Genomic DNA, 18,898 nt, shown 5'->3' on the forward strand with positions numbered 1-18,898 from the left:
AATACCTCCATAAATAAAAAAAGAGCGAAAGATTTCTCTCTCGCTCAAAGTTTTTCTCCCGAATATTGTATTATTTTCGGGAGAATTCTACTTATTAATTTCTTTTTCTAGTTCTTGAAGAACTTTTATAATATCTTCAAAGTTTGGATATTCTCCATATATCATTTCTGACATAGCCTTATAATCTTTTTCTATTTCAGAAAATCGGTACTCTCTTGGAACTAACTTCAATTTGCCAATTAATACATCTTCATACCTAGCCCACTTTCTAGGGTAGAATTTCATTTTAAATTCAGTTACTTTCTTTAATAAGTCTTTATCCTCTAAGGCTTTGTTTTTAAAATCCGAATTTGCTATTTTATATAGGTCATAAAAGTGCCTTGCGTATCTGTGTGGCATAGGAGAAGATTCTGGTCTATTTGATTCGTGGTGTAAAATTGTTGCCTTTTCCCAAAAAGTTCTCTCTGCTGATACTGTTCTTATATTAGTTTTTTCTTTAAATATATTTGGGTAGGCTTCTCCAATTATTGGCAGGATTCCCACTTCAATTGCAGGTGTCCATGCTGCAAGGCTTCCTATTTCAAGTCTTATATTTTGTGTCAAATAATTGGATTCAAAGATTTTAGGATATTTACATAGAATTGTTTGTGGATCAAGAGTATCAACCCAAAATTCAAAGTCCATATCCTTGAAATCTTCTTCTAAGACTTTTAATAATTCATCTCTTAAAAAGATTTCAGTCTTTTCATTGACTTCTTTGTTGAATTTATCCTGTTTGGTATTTGACCTTTCAATCCATGGTTCTTTTTCTTCATAGCCTAATAATCGCCAATCTAAGATTAGATCTATATCTTCAGAAAATCTTTCTATAAGTCCAAAACACTTTGAAAGTGATGTGCCACCCTTAAAGGTTAAATATTCTTTCCATTTATTTTCATTAAACAGATAATCTAAGATAAAAGTAACCCAATAGTCTTTTTCAATGACTGCTTCAGATATATTTTTCTTTCTGGCTGTATTTACTATTAAAACTCTTAAGTCTTCTTTGTTTTCTATATAAAACTTATTCATTTTGACCCTCACAAATTTCCCTTATCACTTCATATATCCATGATGGAACTGATTTTGATTCATTCATTAAGTCTATTCTTTCTTTTTCAGTTAAGTTTTTTCCTATCTTTTGTATAACTTCGTTAGTTATATTTTCTTTTCCTAGAGACTTAATTGCTTGAATAACTGTTGCAGTCTTTAAGGACATATTAGCAATTTCTCCTGGATTTACTTTTTTAAATTCTAAAATTGTATCCCCAATTTTATATTCCTTATATCTTCCACTGGATATATATTTGTAGTGAGTTGGAACTTGTGTTGAAAGACCTAATAAGTTTAAGGCTGTGCTATTATATGGTGCAATATTCCAATTGTATTTTCTTGCTATGGCAAGTGCTAATTCGTGAATTGATACTGCTTCGTACTCTCCAATTAATTCACTATATCTTGGATTATAATAAAAACCATCGATGACACGCTTGATTTTATCTTCATCTGCTAATCTTTTTAATATTTGTCTAACCGTAGAATTAGATGCAATATCTAAAAAGTCATTAGCAAAAAATACTTTATGTGAGTCGAAGCTATTTATTCTATCTGATATTATTTCCATATATGAACTCATTACAATTCTCCTTTGTCACGGATATCATATCATATTCGTGACAAAAATTCAATTGTGCTTAATTTTTATATCATAATAGTTCATCATATTCATCTAAAGATTCTTCATGACTTTCTTCATTCTCAGAGTCATCTTCTGACTCACTAATATAATCCTCATCATCTTCTTCAAAGTCTTCCAACATTTTATCTTCTTTTGCTTTAACTACCTTAAAATAGTATCCTGCTCCTACAACTCCTCCAATTACAAGTGCAACAATTAGAAATGAACCTATTCCTCTTTTCTTTTCTTCTTTTACTGGAACAGTCTTAGGTTCTTCTTTTTTTACTTCTTCTTTCTTAGGCTCTTCAACCTTTATAGTATTTTTATCTTCTGATTCAATCATATTAAGTAGGTCTTGCTCTCCTACTTCTGTCAATAACCTTACATTATCTTGATTTGATGAGTGATCCACTATTAGGTGCATAGTTTTTCCACTTTTAGTTTGAAATGTTAAAAATTGTCTTACATCTACTGGATTCTCTTTATCTTTTTCTGTATCTCCACTTGGTGTAATATCTTTTCCATTCCTATCTACATTTTCAATTACTGAACCTCTTGCCGTATTTTCCCCAGTCGCAAGATTATTTACTGCCTTTGTATTACCACCTTTTACAAGTGGTGTTTTCTTTGGAGGATTATTTGAAGGCTTGGTTGCTTCACTTGTATTTCCTGGTATTCTTGGAACATCTTGATAAGGAATTTCTTCTTTTGATGGTGTAAAAACATCATCTTTCAACATTTTTTCAAATTCTTCTTTTTGTGGTTCATATATTGATTCACTTTGACTTTCAATCTGTCCTTCATTTGTCATCGCAAATGTAGTTGCTGGTACTGTAAATGTAAAAAGGAGTAACGCTATGGCTACTCCTCGTTTAATACTCTTATTCATTTTTCTATCCTTTCTTATTTTACATTTTTAAATACATAGACTGCTTTTCTAGTATTGTCCCATTCTATTGTTTGGTTTTTGCCATCTTTAATATCTCCATGACTTGCTCCAAAAGCTTTAGCAATATTTGAAATTGAAGCATGAATTCTTCCATTTATAATCACTGGCTTAACATCTGAATTGTAGACTTTTCCATCTGAATCTTTCATAACACCAGTATCAATATTTAGTCTTAATGTCTTTTTAGCTAGGATATTATTCTCTTTATTTGAGAAAATGGCTTCACGAGTAGAGTTGTCATACTCAACATTAAAACCTAGAGTATATGCAATATATCTTACCGGAATCATAGTTCTTCCTTGATCCACATAAGTTTTTACATCCATATAGACTGTTGTCTTACCATCTTTATTGATAATGTTATAAAAGTTTTTGTCTACTTGGAAAACTGCAAATTCTTTTTCATCTTTAACTTGTTTTTTGGCTTGTTGTTCCTCTTGTTTTTTCATCTTGTTAAGATCAAATTGATTTAGGATATTCTTATCATCAGCTTTCAAAATTTCATCCCACTTCTTATCTTGAGATTTCTTATCTTCTTTCTTCTCTTTGTTTTCTTTTTGAAGTTTTAGAAGTTCATCTAATTTCTTAGATAAGTCTTGGTTTAGATTTTTATCTTTTTCATCTTTAGCTTGTTTTTCAAGTTCTTCTTTCGCTTTTTTATTTGCTTCCTCGATTAACTTCTTGGCTTCTTCAATTTTCTTATCTAAATCTTCTTTTAGCTTTTTAATTTCTTCATCAGAAGCTTTTTGTTTTTCTTCTAGCTCTTTAATCTTCTCTTCTAATTCCTTTTTTGTATTTTCAGAAGATTCTTTTAAACTATCAATAGCCTTTTGAAGCTCTTCAATTTTCTTAAAGCATTCTGACTTAGTATTTTCTGTTTCTTTCTTTTTATTCTCTAGTTCTTTTATCTTATTATCTTTTTCATCAAGAGCTTTTTCTAAGTCCTTAATTTTATTATCTTTATCATCAATTTCTTTAGTCTTCTTTGCAAGTTCCTCTTCTAAAGACTCAAGCTTTTCTTGCATTTCTTTGATTTTATTTTCGTTTTTATCGGTCTTTTCTTTCTCAGCTTCTAACTCCCATTTTGTAGATGAATAATCTTCTTTTAGTTTTACATTTTCATCTTGTAATCTTTTTAATTCATCTTTAAGCTGAGTAATTTCTGCTATTAGTTCATCATTATTAGAATTTTTAAGATCCTCAATTTCTTTATTCAATTGAGCAATCTTATTGTCTTTATCTCTAATCTCTTCTTCTAACTTAGCCTTATCTTGTTTTAGTTTCTCTCCATTATCTTTGCAAGATTCTAACTTTTCCTTTAATTCATCTATCTTTGATTGGTCTTCTTGTTTCTTATCATTTAAGTCTTTGATTTGATTTTCTAAATCATTAATATTACTTATTGAACTCTCTATCACTTTTTTACTACCATCTGTATCATCAGCTTTAGCTAGTACATTAGTAGTTGAAGTTGATGTTAAAACTAATAAAAGAGCCATAAAAAAGGCTCTTAGTCTATTCGTGTTAAATTTCTTCATTATGAATGTTCTCCTTTTCTTTTAATTTTTCTTCTCTTTTTCTGTCATTAATTTTCTCCATTAATTCTTCCAAGCTAATATTGTTTCTTCTAAGAGTTACAATTATTTCTTCATTTTCAACTTGTATTTCTTCATCGCAAATTTCCTTGTATTTTGCATTTAAATCTTTTAATTTCTCTTCTATTTTTTTCTTTTTGTTTCTAATACTTATAAGTTTTCTGTTCACATAATATCTCCCTTCTATCTTGGTCTTCCAAAACCATAAAAGTGTGATTTCCAATATTTCGAATTTATTGATGTGTATTGAATTGGATCTCCTGCGTGAATCATCATTCCGTTACCTGCGTATATTCCTACATGAGATATTGGTGTTCCACTGTTATATGTTGAGTGGAAAAATATAATATCCCCAGGTTGAGCTTCACTTGGACTTACTGGATTACAATAGTCTTTGTATATTCTCCATGCAGTTGTTCTTGGCATACTCTTTACACCAGACTTTGTAAATGACCAACATACAAATCCTGAGCAGTCAAAGTTAGATGGTCCACTTGCTCCAAACACATATCTTTTGCCTATATGTTTTTCTGCTTCATTAAAAAGAGCCTTTGCAGTAGCTGAATCAAAAGCAAGACCAGGATTTCCAAAGTTTGGATTGTCTACTATTTCTCCTAAGTCCCCATTACCTGATCCAAAAACATCTCCCATATTTCCCTTAGCTTCAAGAAGAGCTTCATAATGAACTACATTATCTGGATAATCTTTAAATATTTCCCTAACAACTTCATCCATTTCTTTTTTCTTTAAAGTTACAATTAACTTTTTATATTCGTACTCTTCTTTTTCATAGCTAGTATAAGGATTGCCACGACTATCATATCTTGTTCTTGCTACTGTTCTTGTTCTAATTTCAATTTCTTCTTTAAAATCAAGTTTATACATCTTATCGAAAAGATCTTTTAAAATTCCTTTTACTTCAGATGCTGATTTTACTTCTCCACATCTTGAAGTTATATAGGATAAAAGTTCATGGGTATTATGATCAATTTCTCCTTCTTTATTTATAATATATTCGTCATATCCAGGATGACTTGTTTTTACACTTTCGATTTGTGATTGTAGGTCATATTCCATTGATGAAAATTCTTGATTAACTTCACTTAGAACTGTATCTTGTGATAGATATGTTGTTGTCATTACTGAGTTAACAGAGTTGCTTAATCCACTCATACCAACACTTCCACCACCAATCATGATTGATAGCATAAGACCTAGCCCTATTACTAGAAATAAAACCATCTTACTTTTTTTTACGATTAGCTCTTTAGAAGCCTTACCTAAACTTAAAATAGCTTTTTTAACTCTATCTACAAGTCTTGTTTCGTGCTTTTTAGCTATCATGCTCTTCATTTGCTTTCTTTGGTAAAACTTCTTAAATCTATTTTTCTTTATATAGGCATCTGACTTTTTTAAATCTTCCAATCCACTTTTAAACTCCAACTTGCTTTTTCTCTTTCTTATTTTCTTATCAAGTTTAGATAATTTTTTTAAGGACTTTTTCTTTTTGTCTAACTTATACTTCCTTATTCCATGCTGGAGTTTAGAGCTTACATTAGCGACTTTTTCTCCAGATTCTACACCAGTATTGTCAGATCCTGAACTTAAATAATCTCTCACTAACTCTGAAGACTTAGCTCCAGATAATAAAACCCCAGAAGATAGACTTCCTTTAGTTTTATTCTTTAAAATATTATCCTTTAGCTTACTTTTAGACTTTTCAAGCTCTCCAATCTTTTTATCTGAGATAAAATCTTTAACATCTTGAGATTTCTTAGAATCTTTTCTTGTAACTTTCTTAGATTCATTTTTTAAGTCATCAATTTTCTTTCGAGTGAATTTATCACTTTCATAATTTTTTCTCTTATAGTAAGTCTTCTTTTTATTAACTTTCTTTTGTTCTGAAGGTTTAAGGCTTGTTTCCTTTTCATCTTTTATAAATTCTTGATTATTGTCTTTAACCTTCGAATTATCAAAAGTCTTATCTGTATCAACTTCGCTTAGCTTATTTTCTTTATCTATTTTATTAGAAATTTTTTCCTTATCTCTAAACTTCTTTTCTTGATAAAGTTTCTGCTTTTGCTTTTTATTGATATTAGTATTACTTTCGTTCTTACTTACTTCATCTTTAACAAGCTTATCTTTTCTGTATATTCTCTTACTCTTCTTTGCTTCGATAGGTTTATCTTCGCTTGTGTGGATTCGTTTAGACTCTTTTTCGTTGATTTTGTCTTGGAATTTATCCTTACTATGGATAAGTTTATCCTCATAATTTTTGAGAACTTGTCTTTTACTTGATGCCTTCTTATTGCTTATTGGTTGATCCTTAGCTGAAATATCATCTGTTGTTAGTTTATTAGAATTAATATTTCTACTGTTTTCACTACCAAAATTTACCTTTTTGAAGTCTACATCTAAGTCTTCATCAAGTTTAAAGCTTTCATCTGTCCTTATTTCAAGATTAGTTTGTTTTGTTTCTTCAGCCTTATCCTTATTATCTAAAACTTCTTTTCTGATTCTTTCCTTGTTTTTAGACTTCTGAAAATCTTTTAGTCTATCTTGTTTTTGATCTTTAGCTAATACATTCTCATGAATAAGTTTAGATTCTTTTTCTGAAATTTTATCTCCGAACCTATCCTTAGTCTTAATAATCTTATTGGTATAATCATCTGAATGAACAAGTTTACTATCCATATTTTTTTCAGGAGCGTCCCTATTTCGTATAATTTTCTTTTGAAAATCTTTTTTTAGCTTTTTATCCATATCACACCTACTTAGCTTCTTCTGGTTTTGTTGTCATCAGCTTATATAGCATGGTGTCTTTAGGGAATTTATCTATAAATGGAACAATAGTATTTCCAAAGAATAATAGTCCCTCACCTGCATTTGAATTAGTAATATAGTTTAGCTGATAAGGCGATATTTTTAATTTCTTAGCAAGAATATCTCTATCTCCAGATGCTTGATTTAACATTAGAACAAAGTCTGTATTATCAAAGATATTTTCAATTTCCTGACTTGTTAAAAGGTCTTTTACGTTTTGAGTTATGCCTGTTGGAATACCACCCCATTTTCTAAATCTTTTCCAGATTTCTACTGAATATGAAGCAGTTTGCGGGTCTTTTAATAAAAGGTGGAACTCATCTATATAGTATCTTGTAGACTTGCTTCCTCTATTTAAGGAAACCTTGTTCCAAACTTGGTCTTGAATTACAAGCATACCTATTTTTTTAAGTTGTGTTCCTAGCTCTTTTATATCAAAACAGAGCAGTTGTCTATTTAGGTCAACATTTGACCTGTTATTAAAGACATTAAGACTTCCCTTAACATAAATTTCCATTTCTGTTGCTAGTTTTCTACCAACTCCCTCTTCTTGAGATAGGAGCATATCGTATAAATCTCCTAATATAGGCATATTTTCTGGTTTTGGGTCTTCAAAATATTTTTGATATATCTTTGGTAAGCACCTATCTATAACAGATTTTTCTGCAGCAGTAAGACCAGATCCTCCTACCACAAGTTCAAGCATAGACATTATGAAATTTGCCTTATCCTTTAAAGGTGCGTCCCCATCTCCATAGTTCATATTAATATCTAGTGGATTTAGGTAGTCCTTTGACTTTGCTGAAACTTTAATAACTTCTCCATTAAATTGTTTTACAAGGTTTGAATACTCGCCCTCAGGATCACAAATAATTACATCATCATCTGTGACAAGAATTGCATTTGCCATCTCTCTCTTTGCTGAGAAAGATTTACCAGAACCTGGTGTTCCTAATATTAGTCCGTTAGGGTTCTTTAGTTTCTTCCTATCTGCCATTATCAAGTTTTGACTAAGGGCGTTTAATCCATAGTACAAAGAATTTGCCGAATCAATAAACAGCTCTTCTGTTGTAAAAGGCATAAAAACTGCCGTTGATGATGAAGTTAAAAATCTTTTTATTTCGACTTGATTAACTCCTAAAGGTAAGACAGAAACAAGTCCTTGTTCTTGTTGATGAGATAATCTTTTTACCTGACAATTATGTCTGTTAGCAATTGATGATATTTGAGCAATGGTGTTTTCTAATTTTTGATTAGTCCTAGCAAAATTCATCATTACTATGGTAACTACAAAGAGTCTTTCATCTCTATTTTGTAAGTCAGATAACATGGACTTAACATCAGCTCCAAAAGTATTTATATCTGAAGGAATAATATCCATATCATATCCAGCACGAACTGCTTTCTTTTGTTCTTCAATTTTCATTCTATCTAGGTCTGTATTTTTTCTCTTAATGAGTTTAATAGCTTCTGCTTGTTCAACTACATCTATATGAAAAGCTACATAAATATTGTCATCAATATCTAAAAACTCAGATAACATTCTGTCTGATAACTCACTTGCAAGTATTTGAAAATGACTTACTGCTCCAATGAATTTCCCAAATTTAAAATTATTTGCTGGTGCAAAATTAAATATATTGGGAGTTATATGTGATTTTGTAGACTCTTTCTTCTTCAAATCTTTATATGAAAAATTAAAGTTTTTGTATGGATTTAACATATCGTGAACAAGTCTTAACCTTTCTTCGCCATCAAGACTTTCTGCTCTTACTCCCATAGATTTAAAGTTAGATAAAATATCTACTTCAAGTCTATTTAACTTTGCTCTTGCTTGCTCTAGGTTATCGGCTTCTGTTGTAAAGGTTATATACTTCATCTTTTTAAGTCCGTTATTGCCCTTTGCAAGTTGAAGCTTTAACATCTCCCTAAACTCTTTTCTTACATCGTCATAGAAGTCTCCCTTATAAGTAATTTTAATTGCTTCTTGTAGGTCTCTATTTCTTCCTAATTGATTTACATATGAAAGTTCAATGTGGACACTTGGATCAAAAGAATTTAAAAAGTTGGCAAATTGGTTAAAGATTAAATCTCTATCTTCTTCCAATGCCAACTGGTAATTTATATCTTGAAATGAAATTGTCTTTGAATAATTTTTTTCATCTAACTGGCAAATGCCCTCTGGTAACATTCTTATATATGGAATTGTGTCCTCAACAGTAAATCTCTTTTTCTCTTTATTTAAAAGTACACTTAGAAGACTATTTGTTGGATCTTTCTTTGTTTTTAGCCTTCTTACTTCCTTTCGGTCTTTTTTTAATTGTTTTTCCTTTAGATTTAAGTCGCTGATTTGCTTTTTTCTTTGCTTCAAGGTATGCCTCCTTTCTTATTCTCTTAGCAGGTTGATAAAACTTGTGAAGATAGAAAAATTTAAAATATTTTTCAAAGGTTAAGGTGTCTTTTTCATATAATGTTATAAAAAAGATTGGCAGGGTTACTATTAGCATTACAATGATTGAAACATCATTAGGTAGATATTTCTTCATAAATAAATAAGTTGGTATGCCAATTAGTCCTGCCACCGAAAAACCTATAAGTTGTCTTTTAGTTAAGTTAAAGGCAACCTTTGTTTTAATCTTGTCCAAATCTTTTGGTATTGGTACATATGCCATTTTAATCTCCCTCTACTTCTTCTTTGGAAAGTTCAAGTATATGGTCATAATTAGATGTTGTTTCTTCTTCTAGGTAGCTAATTCTTTCTTCTAATTCTTCTTGTTTTTCTTCATTTCTGTCATTGTATTCTCCTTGATACATAACAAATTCATTGTGACATCTTCCGAGTCTGTTTATTCTCCTCTTTAAGTTTCTAATATCTTCATTTCTTTTCTTCTCTTTTAAGATTTCATAAGTTCCTCCCAATAAAATTCCAAGTCCCAATAAAGCACAATTTTTCTTTTTTAACATTTATTCCTCCTAGTGCGTATTCATAATACTTTTTGCAACTGTTCCACTCTTAAACATCATAAGTCCAAGTAGTAGAGCATATCCTAATATACTAAACAAACTTGCGTGAATATCTGTAATCTGTACCGTCCTTATTAAAACGGTGTAGATACCTAAACATACCATCAAAAACAAACCTTGTAGTCCCAAGGCAAAAAGTCCCTTGATATAATTTGTTCCAATCTGACCCCATTCTTTATTTCCCATAGTCGCAAATGGTATGGATGATACTGATGAGTAGACATATATTTCAAACATACGTCCATATACTATTAAGGTAATAGTTAAAGATATACATTGAATTGCAATCCTCACTAGGCTTGTTTCAACTAATATCATTAAAAGCTCACCTATTTCTTTTTCTTTTAATGTATCAACCATTGCAACTATCTGATCTCCTGAAACAGTGGCAGAAGTAGTGATTACCCCTGCCGCTTTGTTTACAAGATTTTGTGCCACATCAAAGACTGCCATTGAAAATTCAAAGGCATGGCTTGCAAGGTAGACTGCTATAAACATCTTTATAATGTATTTGAAAAACTCAAAAGTATCTGTATCATGCATATTATTCTTCTGCATAACCATATTTATGAGTTCAATACATAAAACTGCTGTTATGATAAGACCTGCTATTGGAACAATCACATTGTCATTAATGTTTTTTATAAAGTTATACACTTCTCCATTCCAACCCATTGGTGTTTTCCCAACATCAGTTGCAATAACTCCTACCTTGTCATTTATATCTAAGAACATGGACTCAAGATTTGCTTTGATACCTCCGAGTAGCATATCCTTAAAAAATTCAGTTAGCTTGTCAAAGATACCAAACATAGACTTTCTCCTAATTTAAAGCATTTGCAAGTAGTGGAATTAATTTGATACCGATTAGTACAATTCCTCCACCAGCCATAAGCTGCTTAATACCTTGAGATTTAGCACCAGGGTTATCATTACCATAACCTTCCATTAAGTTAATAACTCCCCATGCTCCTAAACCTGCACCAATTGCAGTTACAAGTGTCTTTAAAACTCCAACTCCAGCTGTAAAAAATTCCATATTATTCCTCCTCGTTTTCTTTCTCTTTATTTTCTATTTTGTTTAGTGATTTAACTATAAAATTCTTGTAGACCTTATCTCCTTTTTTGTTTTCTTTGAAATATCCAAAGACATGGATTAGATCTCCTTTTTCAAATTCTCTTACAATTTCTACCTTTTCTCCATATACTGAGCAATTTGTATATTCTTTGCCCTTTCCATATTTTTTAACAAGAGCAAAATTTGCTACTTGAACATTTTCTCCATCTTTTTCAAATTCTGAAAATTTAGCTTCATTAACTAAATTTGCATTAATATTTATCATTTCTCTATCCATTAATTTCTTCTCCTTAATCTATAAATTTCAATTAAAAAAGCGACTGAACCTATAATTCAATCGCTAAATATCTAATATATTAAATTATTTAAGTGGGACTTCTTATCCTTACCATTTTTATCTCCTAATTTTGAGTATAAAAAAAGACGATAGAGTTTTTAATTTCTATCGCCTAACATCTATCTGTATTAATTTTTTTCATTCAAAAAAATAGTTTCTGTTTACTTGTGATAGTGTTCTATTTTATCCTCATATTTTTTTATAAGTTCTCGTGAATAAACTTTTTTGTTTTTTGAATCTCTGACTTCTTTCCAAAGAATAGCAGCTACTTTTATTTTATTAGAGTAGTTACAACTATTTTCGTCTGCACAAAAATCCTTTAAAAATTGATTCCATTGACAAGCCGAATTATCATACTTAGCATAATCTGATTTTCCATAATAAACTTTGAGCATATCTTGAATTGTAAAACTCAAATCATTTTCTCTTTTAACTTTTCTCCAAGCCGTTGCCATATCTGCAGTAAATTTAAAAGGCGAAACACCTGTTACAACAGAAAAATATTCTCTGAATTTTGAATTAAAGGAAAATCCACACTCAAGTAAAGGCATATCTAAAGTAATATATTCAAATTGCTTCTTTACGCTTTTTATTGATGACTTTTTAATCACATCACCCTTAAAGTACTGCTCAATAATATAAGTGAGTTCTTGTTTTGTACCTCTATATTCTAATCCTAATAACTTGCATATCTGTGAAAGTTCTTCACGATACCAATAGTATTTATTAAACTCATCAAACGATGTGATTTTATCAAACTTAGGTCTACTTTCTATCATTTTTTTATCCTTTCGAAAAGATATAAATATATGAATAGGCTACTCCAATTTATCTATTTCATTATTTTCATAACACTTGAACATGACTTGCTTCTTCACAATTAAGTGCTTCCTTCAAATCTTTAAAATACAGTTTTTGTTGGTTTCTTAAATATAGTCCTACAAAAGGTTTAAATATAAATTTTTTAGAAATAATATTTTCTGTAAAATCTAATGTTGTTTTATCTCCATTCGAATAAAATTTTCCTATCCAAGTTCCTTTTATATTTGCGTTTTCAATTTCAAAAGACCAGCATTGATGTTTCGTACATTCTATAACTTTAAAATTCGTTTCTATCCCATCTTTTGTAATCTCTACAAAATTCTTATCATCAATAATTTTGATATCTTTGATATCACTTCTCCAACCAAAATCACGAAGGTCAGTAACTTTATCCCATACTTTTTCTATTGGGCAATTTAATGTAACTTTGATATTTGCAACTGCCATAAAATCCTCCTAAGTAAACTTATTTATACTTTTCTATCTATAGAACTAATTTCTTCCATTTTCTAATCTTAGTCCTAAATGTTCCAAATGGCGCTACTGTATTTACATGAATAAATTTATATACTTCCCAAGTAGCAGTTTTGGTTGCTTCATCTGCCCATTTTCTCATATGTGGTTTAAATAATTCTTCATCTGTTAATTCATCTATCATAAGATAAATTTTTTTTACATTTTCTGTTAGTTGTTCTTTTAGTTCATATAGAGATTTATGGGCATAGGTATCTGTAAACCATTGATATAATTCTCCAAGTTGATTCCACTTGAATTTATCTGATGGTGTTTTAACATCTATACCTTTTTTCTCATCTTCTTCCCATTTTAATACTAAAGTCGTCCAGCCTACTTGATAGGCAAGATTTTCTGCTGGTGTTCTATCAACTTCTTCTAGTCTTTTATCTTTTAGTTCTTCTGGTATATTGTCAAACTCTGAAATATATTTTTCAAAAGTTTTCTTTATCTCATTCTTTAATTCTTCCTTACTTTCATAAGACCTCATATGCCTACCTCCATGGTTTATATATAGATATTATACCAAAAATATTTTTATCCTAACGTTAATTCATAATCTTGTAATCAAACTGTTCCTATTTATTTTTATTTTATCTCTGTTTTTCAAAAACTCTTCCACATCAAATAAATTCTTCTTATCATAATCTTCCAATAACTTATAATTCTTATGTTTTGTAATATCGAATTTATCAGACAAGAAAGATCTTACTACTCTTAGCTTGTATATACACTTACCACCATCCATTACAGTTATTTCATCTTGGCTCATAAGTTCCTTACCAGTCTTTTGGTAATTTAGACCAAAAGATTTTTGATTTGATCTTGTTTCTGACGTGTTATATAAGTCTATAGTTTCTTTTCCTCCTAGAAAAATTGTGGAATCACAGTTACTAACTATTGTATCTGCATGGTCTTTGTATATTGCTTTTAATTGAGATTGTGCTTGCAGTATTATGCTTGCTGATATTTTCCTTGAGAGTTTTAATTTCTATCACCTTTTAATACCGTGTATTTAGCCTTCTAAAATCGATGCTTCAAGGTCTATCGCTTTAAATGTAACAGTTATTCCTACTTCTTCTTTTACTGTTTTTTCAAATAGCTCAGCTATATCATATGGGGACATATCATATATATCTTCATACTATTCATTGCTTTCATCGTACATTGTCTCACATATTGCTTCAATATAATTTTTCTTATCCCTTGTGAGTTCTGTATCACTTTCTAAAATAAACTGCTCACCGTTTATATTTAATATAATTAAAGATGATTTTCTATTTTCACACATTTTGCTTTCTCCATAAAATCAAATGTTTAACCTATTTATTTTATAACTTGATTTTAACTTTACCTTATCTCTATTTGTTAAATACTCCTCTACATCAAACAAGTTTCTCTTATCATAATCTTCCAATAACTTGTAATTCTTATGCTTTGTAATATCAAATTTATCAGACAAGAAAGGTCTTACTCCTCTTAACTGATAGATACACTTACCGCCATCCATTACAGTTATTTCATCTTGGCTCATAAGTTCCTTACCAGTTTTTTGATAATTTAGACCAAAAGATTTTTGATTTGATCTTGTTTCTGATGTGTTATATAGGTCTATGGTTTCTTTTCCTAAGGTTTCTGATAATTCTTTTACTGTTGTTTTTTCTTTTCCTCCTAAAAAGAGTGTTGAGTCACAGTTACCAACTATTGTATCTGCATGGTCTTTATAGATTGCTTTTAATTGAGATTGTGCTTGCAGTATTATGCTTGCTGATATTTCTCTTGAACGAATTGTCGCTATTAATTTTTCAAATTTAGGAATTAAGCCTATATTTGCAAACTCATCAAGTAGACACCTTACATGAACTGGAAGTCTTCCACCATACACATCATCTGCCTTATCACATAGTAGATTAAATAATTGAGAATACATTATTGAGACTACAAAGTTAAAGGTATCATCAGTATCTGATATTATTACGAATAGTGCTGTTTTCCTATCTCCAATTTTATCAAGTTCTAATTCATCTTCACTCATTAGTTCTCTAAGCTCTCTTATATCAAAAGGTGCAAGTCTTGCTCCACAAGATATTAGAATAGACTTAGCAGTTTTTCCTGCTGCAAGCTTATATTTCTTATATTGCTTAACTGCGAAATGGCTTGGATCTTTCTTTTCAAGAGCTTCAAAAAGCCTATCAATTGGGTTCATATAGGTTTCGTCATCTTCTCTAACCTCACTTGCGTCAATCATATCCAAAAGTGTCTTAAAGTTCTTTTCTTCTTCTGGTGCTTCATAATAGATATAACCGATAAGGGCAGTGTAATATAGCTTCTCAGCCTTTACCCAGAAATCTTCTCCTGCCTTTTCTCCATCTCCCTTGGTGTTAGCAATTATAGTTTGGACAAGCTTTAAAATATCTTTTTCACTTCTCAAATAAGCAAATGGATTGTATTTCATAGATTTTTTAAAGTTTATTGTGTTTAATATCTTTATGTCATATCCATTTTCATAAAGCATTTTCCCACACTCTAACACAAGCGTGCCTTTAGGGTCTGTTACTACATAGGAAGAGTGCATTTGCATTAGATTTGGCTTTACATAAAATCTTGTTTTACCTGATCCAGAACCACCTATTACTAATACATTTTTATTTCTAGCATATTTAGGGTTTTTAGGTCTTGAGTTCATTGTTAGTCTTTCGGTATTAGTTATAAGAACATTGTTTTCAAACTTAGGGTCAATGTATGGAGCAATATCCTTGCTTTCTCCCCATCTTGCAGATCCATATTCCTTGCCTTGCCTATATTTCTTCTTATTTTTTCCTTTGCTATAAACAATTAGCTTAACAAGACCAGCAACTGAAATACCCACTAACAAGTCCCTTGGATTAAGGCTTGGTACATAGGATAAAGTTCCTATATCAGAAATTCCCACCATTATTCTATCAATAATATCTCCTCCTACATAAGAATTGATGTGCTTAGAAAAGATATTTCCAATGTAGAAAAAGGATAAATAAGGAATATTTGCTAATATAAATTTCTTTGGGTTGTCTATTTTAATTAGGTTTTTAATATCAGAAAGAATAGCTTCCAATATCTTATTCATCGTAAAAACCTTCACTATCTAATAAAATTAGTAGGTAGTGTCTTCCCTTTGGTGTTATAAATGTTTGTATTCCTACAAGTGTACCTAGTGGATCAACCCATTCTTTCACTTCAAAGTATCCCTTGTTCTTATCTGCATAAGGTAATAATTTCTTTTTCTTATCTCTATAAATTAATCCCTTATCCATTAAAAAACTTATAAACTGGTTTTGTGGTATTCCTAACTCTTTGGCAGTATTTCTAAAGTTTGTAAGTAGGTTATAATCTACTAATTTGTCATAATAGTCTGCCTTTGGTCTCAATTCTTCAATCTCTTCTTCTCTTTCGGCAATAATTCTATTGGCTACAAGAATAGCATCTGCAAGTAGCTCTTCGTTAGTTTTCTTTTCTTGACCAGCTATATATCCTCCATTTTTTCTAATACTTGGTAAGACTTCTCTAGTTACCCAAGCTTTGAATATTTTTGCTTGTGGTAGTTTTGATGAGAGGATAAGTGAATACAATCCTGACTCATTAATTATTGAAATATTCTGTATTCCTCCAGGGGTGTTCCATTTCGTTACACCCTTATCTTCATCATCTACATGGTCATAGATAGCTTTTCTCGGATTGACATATCCTAACATAGTTGCTACTTCATTTGCTATAAAGAAAAACTCACCATTTTTTTCTATAACAGTGAGTTTCCCAAAATTCTTATTTTCAAATGTTTTTAAATTACTTATCATAAGCTTTGCTCCTTATGTTTATTTTTAACTTTATCTTTACTGATAGTTTCCTTAGCCATATCTTTAAACTTATTTATAGTCTTCGTTATTGAATCTTTTCTATCGGCCTTTCTTTCAGAAGCCTTAACTGCTTTTTTAAAGGCGTGTTCCATTACCTTTATATCCTTAGATTGAAAAAACACAGAGTGGTTACCAGTTTCCTTATCTTTCATAACAGAAAACTTCACTCCGTGTTTATTTAAAATTTTCTTTAATTCTTTTAACTCAGGATCTTTTAGATTAATTTCTTCTAACTGTCCCTTTTTAACCATATCCTTTAGCTTTACTTCTTCTCCGTTATTTTTTATTACATTTTTCAAGCCTCCTTGTTCTTCTATTTGCTTGTGTACTTTCTTTAAGGCATCAAGAATTGCTTTACTTGTTGCTTTTGCAAGTCTTACTTCAAGATTAAGACTCGACCTTGATACTTCTTCATTAATCATCTATTCCACCTCCATATAAAAGTAACTCTTTGTATTTTCTTAACTTCTCTTGATGGATTTTTCTTCTAAAATCTTCTCCCGTAACTTTAACTGGTATTGTCATTTCAAGTATTCTTGAATATATTCTCTGATACTCAAGTTCAATATTAGGATTTTGAATAATTTCCAATGATAAGTTTGTAGTAAAAATTGTCGGCCTAGCCTTTAAGTATCTTGAGTTTATAATGTTATATACTTGTTCTCTTGCATAAGATGTATCCCTTTCAATTCCAAGGTCATCTAAGATTAACAAAGGAACATTAGAGAGGTTACTTATTATTTCATTTGAATCAACCTTAAATGCAGATTTTTGTATTTGATTTATAACCTGAGATAAATTCAAAATCTTAACTCTAACTTGTTCTCTTTCGATTAATTCATTTGCAATAGAACAAGCAAGATAAGTTTTGCCACTGCCAACATCTCCATAAAATAAAAGTCCAACATTGTCTTCCTTCATTTGCTCAAAACTTTTGGCATAATTATAGGCAACCTTATAGGCTTGACCTTTTTCATTTAGGAATTTATCAAAAGTATATTGGTGTTGGAGCGGCGATGAAAAACAATCTCTTTTCAATGACGATATTTTCATCAGTCTTTCTCTTTCTTCATTTTCCTTATCTCTCTTTATTTCACATTCACATTTAATTATGGGAATAAACTTTGTAAAGCCAAGGTCAACTAATTCTCCATCTACTCTTTTACCACATACCTTGCAATAGATATGTCCATTTCTTTCAATATCATTTTCTCTTAATACAAAATCTTTTAAGCTTTTCATAAACTCTCTCCTATATCGTAATTCATTTTCCTTGTTGTATTATCATTAATGTTTTTTGCCTGATCATTAAGATACCAATTGATTATCGTTGCCTTGTGGTCTTGATACTCTCTGTTATTTGCTTTCATATATGACGACAATCTATCAATGTATTCATTAATTCTACTTCCTAACTCATTTGTTAAGTCCTTGTATTCTTCATCAGTCAAAAATATATTTTTATATATTCCATAAGGCTTTTGACCTTTACTAAAATCATTCTTTCTTAACTCATTATTACTAATATTGTTATAGTTACCTTCCGATTTTCGAAAATCTTGACTTTCGATATTCGAATCTCTTGAATTTCGATTATCGAACTTCTGGAATTTTGTTTTTCGAACTTCTTGATTTTTTAATTCCATATTATTAAATATGCTCATAAAGTCTTTAACATAAATTCTGTTAGGCTTTCCCAGTCCTTGTCTTTTCTTCTCAATCAGTCCTATTCCTGACTTAATATCAAGTTCGGCTATTAATTTATTTGCTTTTTCACTTGCACAATTAAATTGATCTTTTATACTTTCAATTGTGTAGTAAATAAAGACTTTTCCATCTTCATCTATCCAGCCATTTTTATATGAAAGACCCATTCGATTAAGCATATATGAATACAAAACTTTTGCTTCAATAGAAATGCTCTCAAAAATCTCATCTTCCATTAATACCATAGGTAACCTAATGAAGTTATACATCTCAGATTGCCTATTATAAAAATAATCAAAATTCATTCTTACCTCCTTATATAATGTATTTAGGTTGTTAAAGGTAACCTATAACCCTTTATCGACTAAGTATTATTCAGTTTTACTGTATAATATTGTTATTAGATAGAGTGTACTCGTCCCCTCCTTGAGATTTAATCT

Annotated in this window: 20 protein-coding genes and 2 pseudogenes; all 22 read right to left on the reverse strand. The window is 30.2% G+C overall.

All coding sequences use genetic code 11. The features are described 5' to 3' along the window. Positions 1 to 87: 87 nt before the first annotated feature. The 22 genes and pseudogenes from ACU68U_RS07315 to ACU68U_RS07420 all read right to left on the reverse strand — a co-directional run bounded on the left by ACU68U_RS07315 (position 88) and on the right by ACU68U_RS07420 (position 18,763). Positions 88 to 1,071: a nucleotidyl transferase AbiEii/AbiGii toxin family protein gene (locus tag ACU68U_RS07315; protein WP_412308805.1), complete on the reverse strand. Its 984-nt coding sequence runs from the start codon at positions 1,069 to 1,071 to the stop codon at positions 88 to 90. Next, positions 1,064 to 1,675 carry a DUF6088 family protein gene (locus tag ACU68U_RS07320; protein ID WP_412308804.1) on the reverse strand — a complete coding sequence of 204 codons (612 nt, stop codon included), beginning with the start codon at positions 1,673 to 1,675 and terminating at the stop codon, positions 1,064 to 1,066. The genes ACU68U_RS07315 and ACU68U_RS07320 overlap by 8 nt, the downstream gene beginning before the upstream one ends. Before the next feature lie 70 nt (positions 1,676 to 1,745). Further along, positions 1,746 to 2,606: a CD1107 family mobile element protein gene (locus ACU68U_RS07325; protein ID WP_412308803.1), complete on the reverse strand. Its 861-nt coding sequence runs from the start codon at positions 2,604 to 2,606 to the stop codon at positions 1,746 to 1,748. Positions 2,607 to 2,620: 14 nt separating this feature from the next. Next, entirely contained in the window at positions 2,621 to 4,204 is a 1,584-nt protein-coding gene (locus ACU68U_RS07330; RefSeq protein ID WP_412308802.1) for a stalk domain-containing protein, read from the reverse strand. Continuing rightward, on the reverse strand, positions 4,191 to 4,430 hold the full coding sequence (locus ACU68U_RS07335) for a hypothetical protein (RefSeq protein ID WP_001080402.1): 240 nt from the start codon (positions 4,428 to 4,430) through the stop codon (positions 4,191 to 4,193). The genes ACU68U_RS07330 and ACU68U_RS07335 overlap by 14 nt, the downstream gene beginning before the upstream one ends. Positions 4,431 to 4,444: 14 nt before the next feature. Next, positions 4,445 to 7,024, reverse strand: a complete 2,580-nt coding sequence (locus tag ACU68U_RS07340) for a CD1108 family mobile element protein (RefSeq protein WP_412308801.1) — start codon at positions 7,022 to 7,024, stop codon at positions 4,445 to 4,447. A 7-nt stretch (positions 7,025 to 7,031) separates the two neighbouring features. Continuing rightward, the gene (locus ACU68U_RS07345) at positions 7,032 to 9,455 is read right to left on the reverse strand and encodes a VirB4-like conjugal transfer ATPase, CD1110 family (protein ID WP_412308800.1); all 2,424 of its coding nucleotides are present in this window, start codon (positions 9,453 to 9,455) and stop codon (positions 7,032 to 7,034) included. Then, positions 9,346 to 9,756, reverse strand: coding sequence for a PrgI family protein (locus tag ACU68U_RS07350; RefSeq protein WP_277262702.1), 411 nt, complete (start codon positions 9,754 to 9,756; stop codon positions 9,346 to 9,348). Before ACU68U_RS07350 ends, ACU68U_RS07345 begins: the two co-directional genes overlap by 110 nt. 1 nt (position 9,757) lies before the next feature. Beyond that, positions 9,758 to 10,048, reverse strand: a complete 291-nt coding sequence (locus ACU68U_RS07355; protein ID WP_114219373.1) for a hypothetical protein — start codon at positions 10,046 to 10,048, stop codon at positions 9,758 to 9,760. 9 nt (positions 10,049 to 10,057) lie between these two features. Continuing rightward, positions 10,058 to 10,921, reverse strand: coding sequence for a VirB6/TrbL-like conjugal transfer protein, CD1112 family (locus ACU68U_RS07360; RefSeq protein WP_000466919.1), 864 nt, complete (start codon positions 10,919 to 10,921; stop codon positions 10,058 to 10,060). Positions 10,922 to 10,931: 10 nt separating this feature from the next. Beyond that, positions 10,932 to 11,147, reverse strand: a complete 216-nt coding sequence (locus ACU68U_RS07365; protein WP_000394204.1) for a Maff2 family mobile element protein — start codon at positions 11,145 to 11,147, stop codon at positions 10,932 to 10,934. Between the two features lies 1 nt (position 11,148). Next, positions 11,149 to 11,463, reverse strand: a complete 315-nt coding sequence (locus tag ACU68U_RS07370) for a single-stranded DNA-binding protein (protein WP_412308799.1) — start codon at positions 11,461 to 11,463, stop codon at positions 11,149 to 11,151. A 221-nt stretch (positions 11,464 to 11,684) separates the two neighbouring features. Further along, a complete protein-coding gene (locus ACU68U_RS07375) occupies positions 11,685 to 12,302 on the reverse strand; it encodes an SAP domain-containing protein (protein WP_412308798.1) in 618 nt (205 codons plus the stop codon). A gap of 67 nt (positions 12,303 to 12,369) precedes the next feature. Beyond that, positions 12,370 to 12,792, reverse strand: coding sequence for an SRPBCC family protein (locus ACU68U_RS07380; RefSeq protein ID WP_009346236.1), 423 nt, complete (start codon positions 12,790 to 12,792; stop codon positions 12,370 to 12,372). Between the two features lie 37 nt (positions 12,793 to 12,829). Next, on the reverse strand, positions 12,830 to 13,348 hold the full coding sequence (locus ACU68U_RS07385) for a ClbS/DfsB family four-helix bundle protein (protein ID WP_010248268.1): 519 nt from the start codon (positions 13,346 to 13,348) through the stop codon (positions 12,830 to 12,832). Between the two features lie 63 nt (positions 13,349 to 13,411). Beyond that, a pseudogene (locus ACU68U_RS07390) lies at positions 13,412 to 13,837 on the reverse strand (TraM recognition domain-containing protein); the annotation flags it as partial. Between the two features lie 36 nt (positions 13,838 to 13,873). Beyond that, positions 13,874 to 14,149: pseudogene (locus tag ACU68U_RS07395) on the reverse strand (hypothetical protein). 18 nt (positions 14,150 to 14,167) lie between these two features. Further along, positions 14,168 to 15,964, reverse strand: coding sequence for a VirD4-like conjugal transfer protein, CD1115 family (locus tag ACU68U_RS07400; protein WP_412308797.1), 1,797 nt, complete (start codon positions 15,962 to 15,964; stop codon positions 14,168 to 14,170). Continuing rightward, complete coding sequence (locus ACU68U_RS07405; protein WP_412308796.1) at positions 15,957 to 16,691, reverse strand: BRO family protein; 735 nt, start codon at positions 16,689 to 16,691, stop codon at positions 15,957 to 15,959. Before ACU68U_RS07405 ends, ACU68U_RS07400 begins: the two co-directional genes overlap by 8 nt. Continuing rightward, positions 16,688 to 17,173 (reverse strand): PcfB family protein, encoded by a 486-nt coding sequence (locus ACU68U_RS07410; protein ID WP_412308795.1) that lies wholly within the window; start codon positions 17,171 to 17,173, stop codon positions 16,688 to 16,690. The genes ACU68U_RS07405 and ACU68U_RS07410 overlap by 4 nt, the downstream gene beginning before the upstream one ends. Next, positions 17,166 to 17,993, reverse strand: coding sequence for an ATP-binding protein (locus tag ACU68U_RS07415; protein ID WP_412308794.1), 828 nt, complete (start codon positions 17,991 to 17,993; stop codon positions 17,166 to 17,168). The genes ACU68U_RS07410 and ACU68U_RS07415 overlap by 8 nt, the downstream gene beginning before the upstream one ends. Further along, positions 17,990 to 18,763, reverse strand: coding sequence for a replication initiator protein A (locus tag ACU68U_RS07420; protein ID WP_071152507.1), 774 nt, complete (start codon positions 18,761 to 18,763; stop codon positions 17,990 to 17,992). Before ACU68U_RS07420 ends, ACU68U_RS07415 begins: the two co-directional genes overlap by 4 nt. Between the last annotated feature and the right edge of the window lie 135 nt (positions 18,764 to 18,898).

This window comes from Finegoldia sp. P3-F-LR (genome assembly GCF_052932165.1).

Excerpts from the sequence above, each read along its gene's own strand:
- ACU68U_RS07315 (WP_412308805.1), bottom strand. The coding sequence starts at position 1,071 with ATGAATAAGTTTTATATAGAAAACAAAGAAGACTTAAGAGTTTTAATA.
- ACU68U_RS07320 (WP_412308804.1), bottom strand. The coding sequence starts at position 1,675 with ATGAGTTCATATATGGAAATAATATCAGATAGAATAAATAGCTTCGAC.
- ACU68U_RS07325 (WP_412308803.1), bottom strand. The coding sequence starts at position 2,606 with ATGAATAAGAGTATTAAACGAGGAGTAGCCATAGCGTTACTCCTTTTT.
- ACU68U_RS07330 (WP_412308802.1), bottom strand. The coding sequence starts at position 4,204 with ATGAAGAAATTTAACACGAATAGACTAAGAGCCTTTTTTATGGCTCTT.
- ACU68U_RS07340 (WP_412308801.1), bottom strand. The coding sequence starts at position 7,024 with ATGGATAAAAAGCTAAAAAAAGATTTTCAAAAGAAAATTATACGAAAT.
- ACU68U_RS07350 (WP_277262702.1), bottom strand. The coding sequence starts at position 9,756 with ATGGCATATGTACCAATACCAAAAGATTTGGACAAGATTAAAACAAAG.
- ACU68U_RS07355 (WP_114219373.1), bottom strand. The coding sequence starts at position 10,048 with ATGTTAAAAAAGAAAAATTGTGCTTTATTGGGACTTGGAATTTTATTG.
- ACU68U_RS07360 (WP_000466919.1), bottom strand. The coding sequence starts at position 10,921 with ATGTTTGGTATCTTTGACAAGCTAACTGAATTTTTTAAGGATATGCTA.
- ACU68U_RS07365 (WP_000394204.1), bottom strand. The coding sequence starts at position 11,147 with ATGGAATTTTTTACAGCTGGAGTTGGAGTTTTAAAGACACTTGTAACT.
- ACU68U_RS07370 (WP_412308799.1), bottom strand. The coding sequence starts at position 11,463 with ATGGATAGAGAAATGATAAATATTAATGCAAATTTAGTTAATGAAGCT.
- ACU68U_RS07375 (WP_412308798.1), bottom strand. The coding sequence starts at position 12,302 with ATGATAGAAAGTAGACCTAAGTTTGATAAAATCACATCGTTTGATGAG.
- ACU68U_RS07380 (WP_009346236.1), bottom strand. The coding sequence starts at position 12,792 with ATGGCAGTTGCAAATATCAAAGTTACATTAAATTGCCCAATAGAAAAA.
- ACU68U_RS07385 (WP_010248268.1), bottom strand. The coding sequence starts at position 13,348 with ATGAGGTCTTATGAAAGTAAGGAAGAATTAAAGAATGAGATAAAGAAA.
- ACU68U_RS07400 (WP_412308797.1), bottom strand. The coding sequence starts at position 15,964 with ATGAATAAGATATTGGAAGCTATTCTTTCTGATATTAAAAACCTAATT.
- ACU68U_RS07405 (WP_412308796.1), bottom strand. The coding sequence starts at position 16,691 with ATGATAAGTAATTTAAAAACATTTGAAAATAAGAATTTTGGGAAACTC.
- ACU68U_RS07410 (WP_412308795.1), bottom strand. The coding sequence starts at position 17,173 with ATGATTAATGAAGAAGTATCAAGGTCGAGTCTTAATCTTGAAGTAAGA.
- ACU68U_RS07415 (WP_412308794.1), bottom strand. The coding sequence starts at position 17,993 with ATGAAAAGCTTAAAAGATTTTGTATTAAGAGAAAATGATATTGAAAGA.
- ACU68U_RS07420 (WP_071152507.1), bottom strand. The coding sequence starts at position 18,763 with ATGAATTTTGATTATTTTTATAATAGGCAATCTGAGATGTATAACTTC.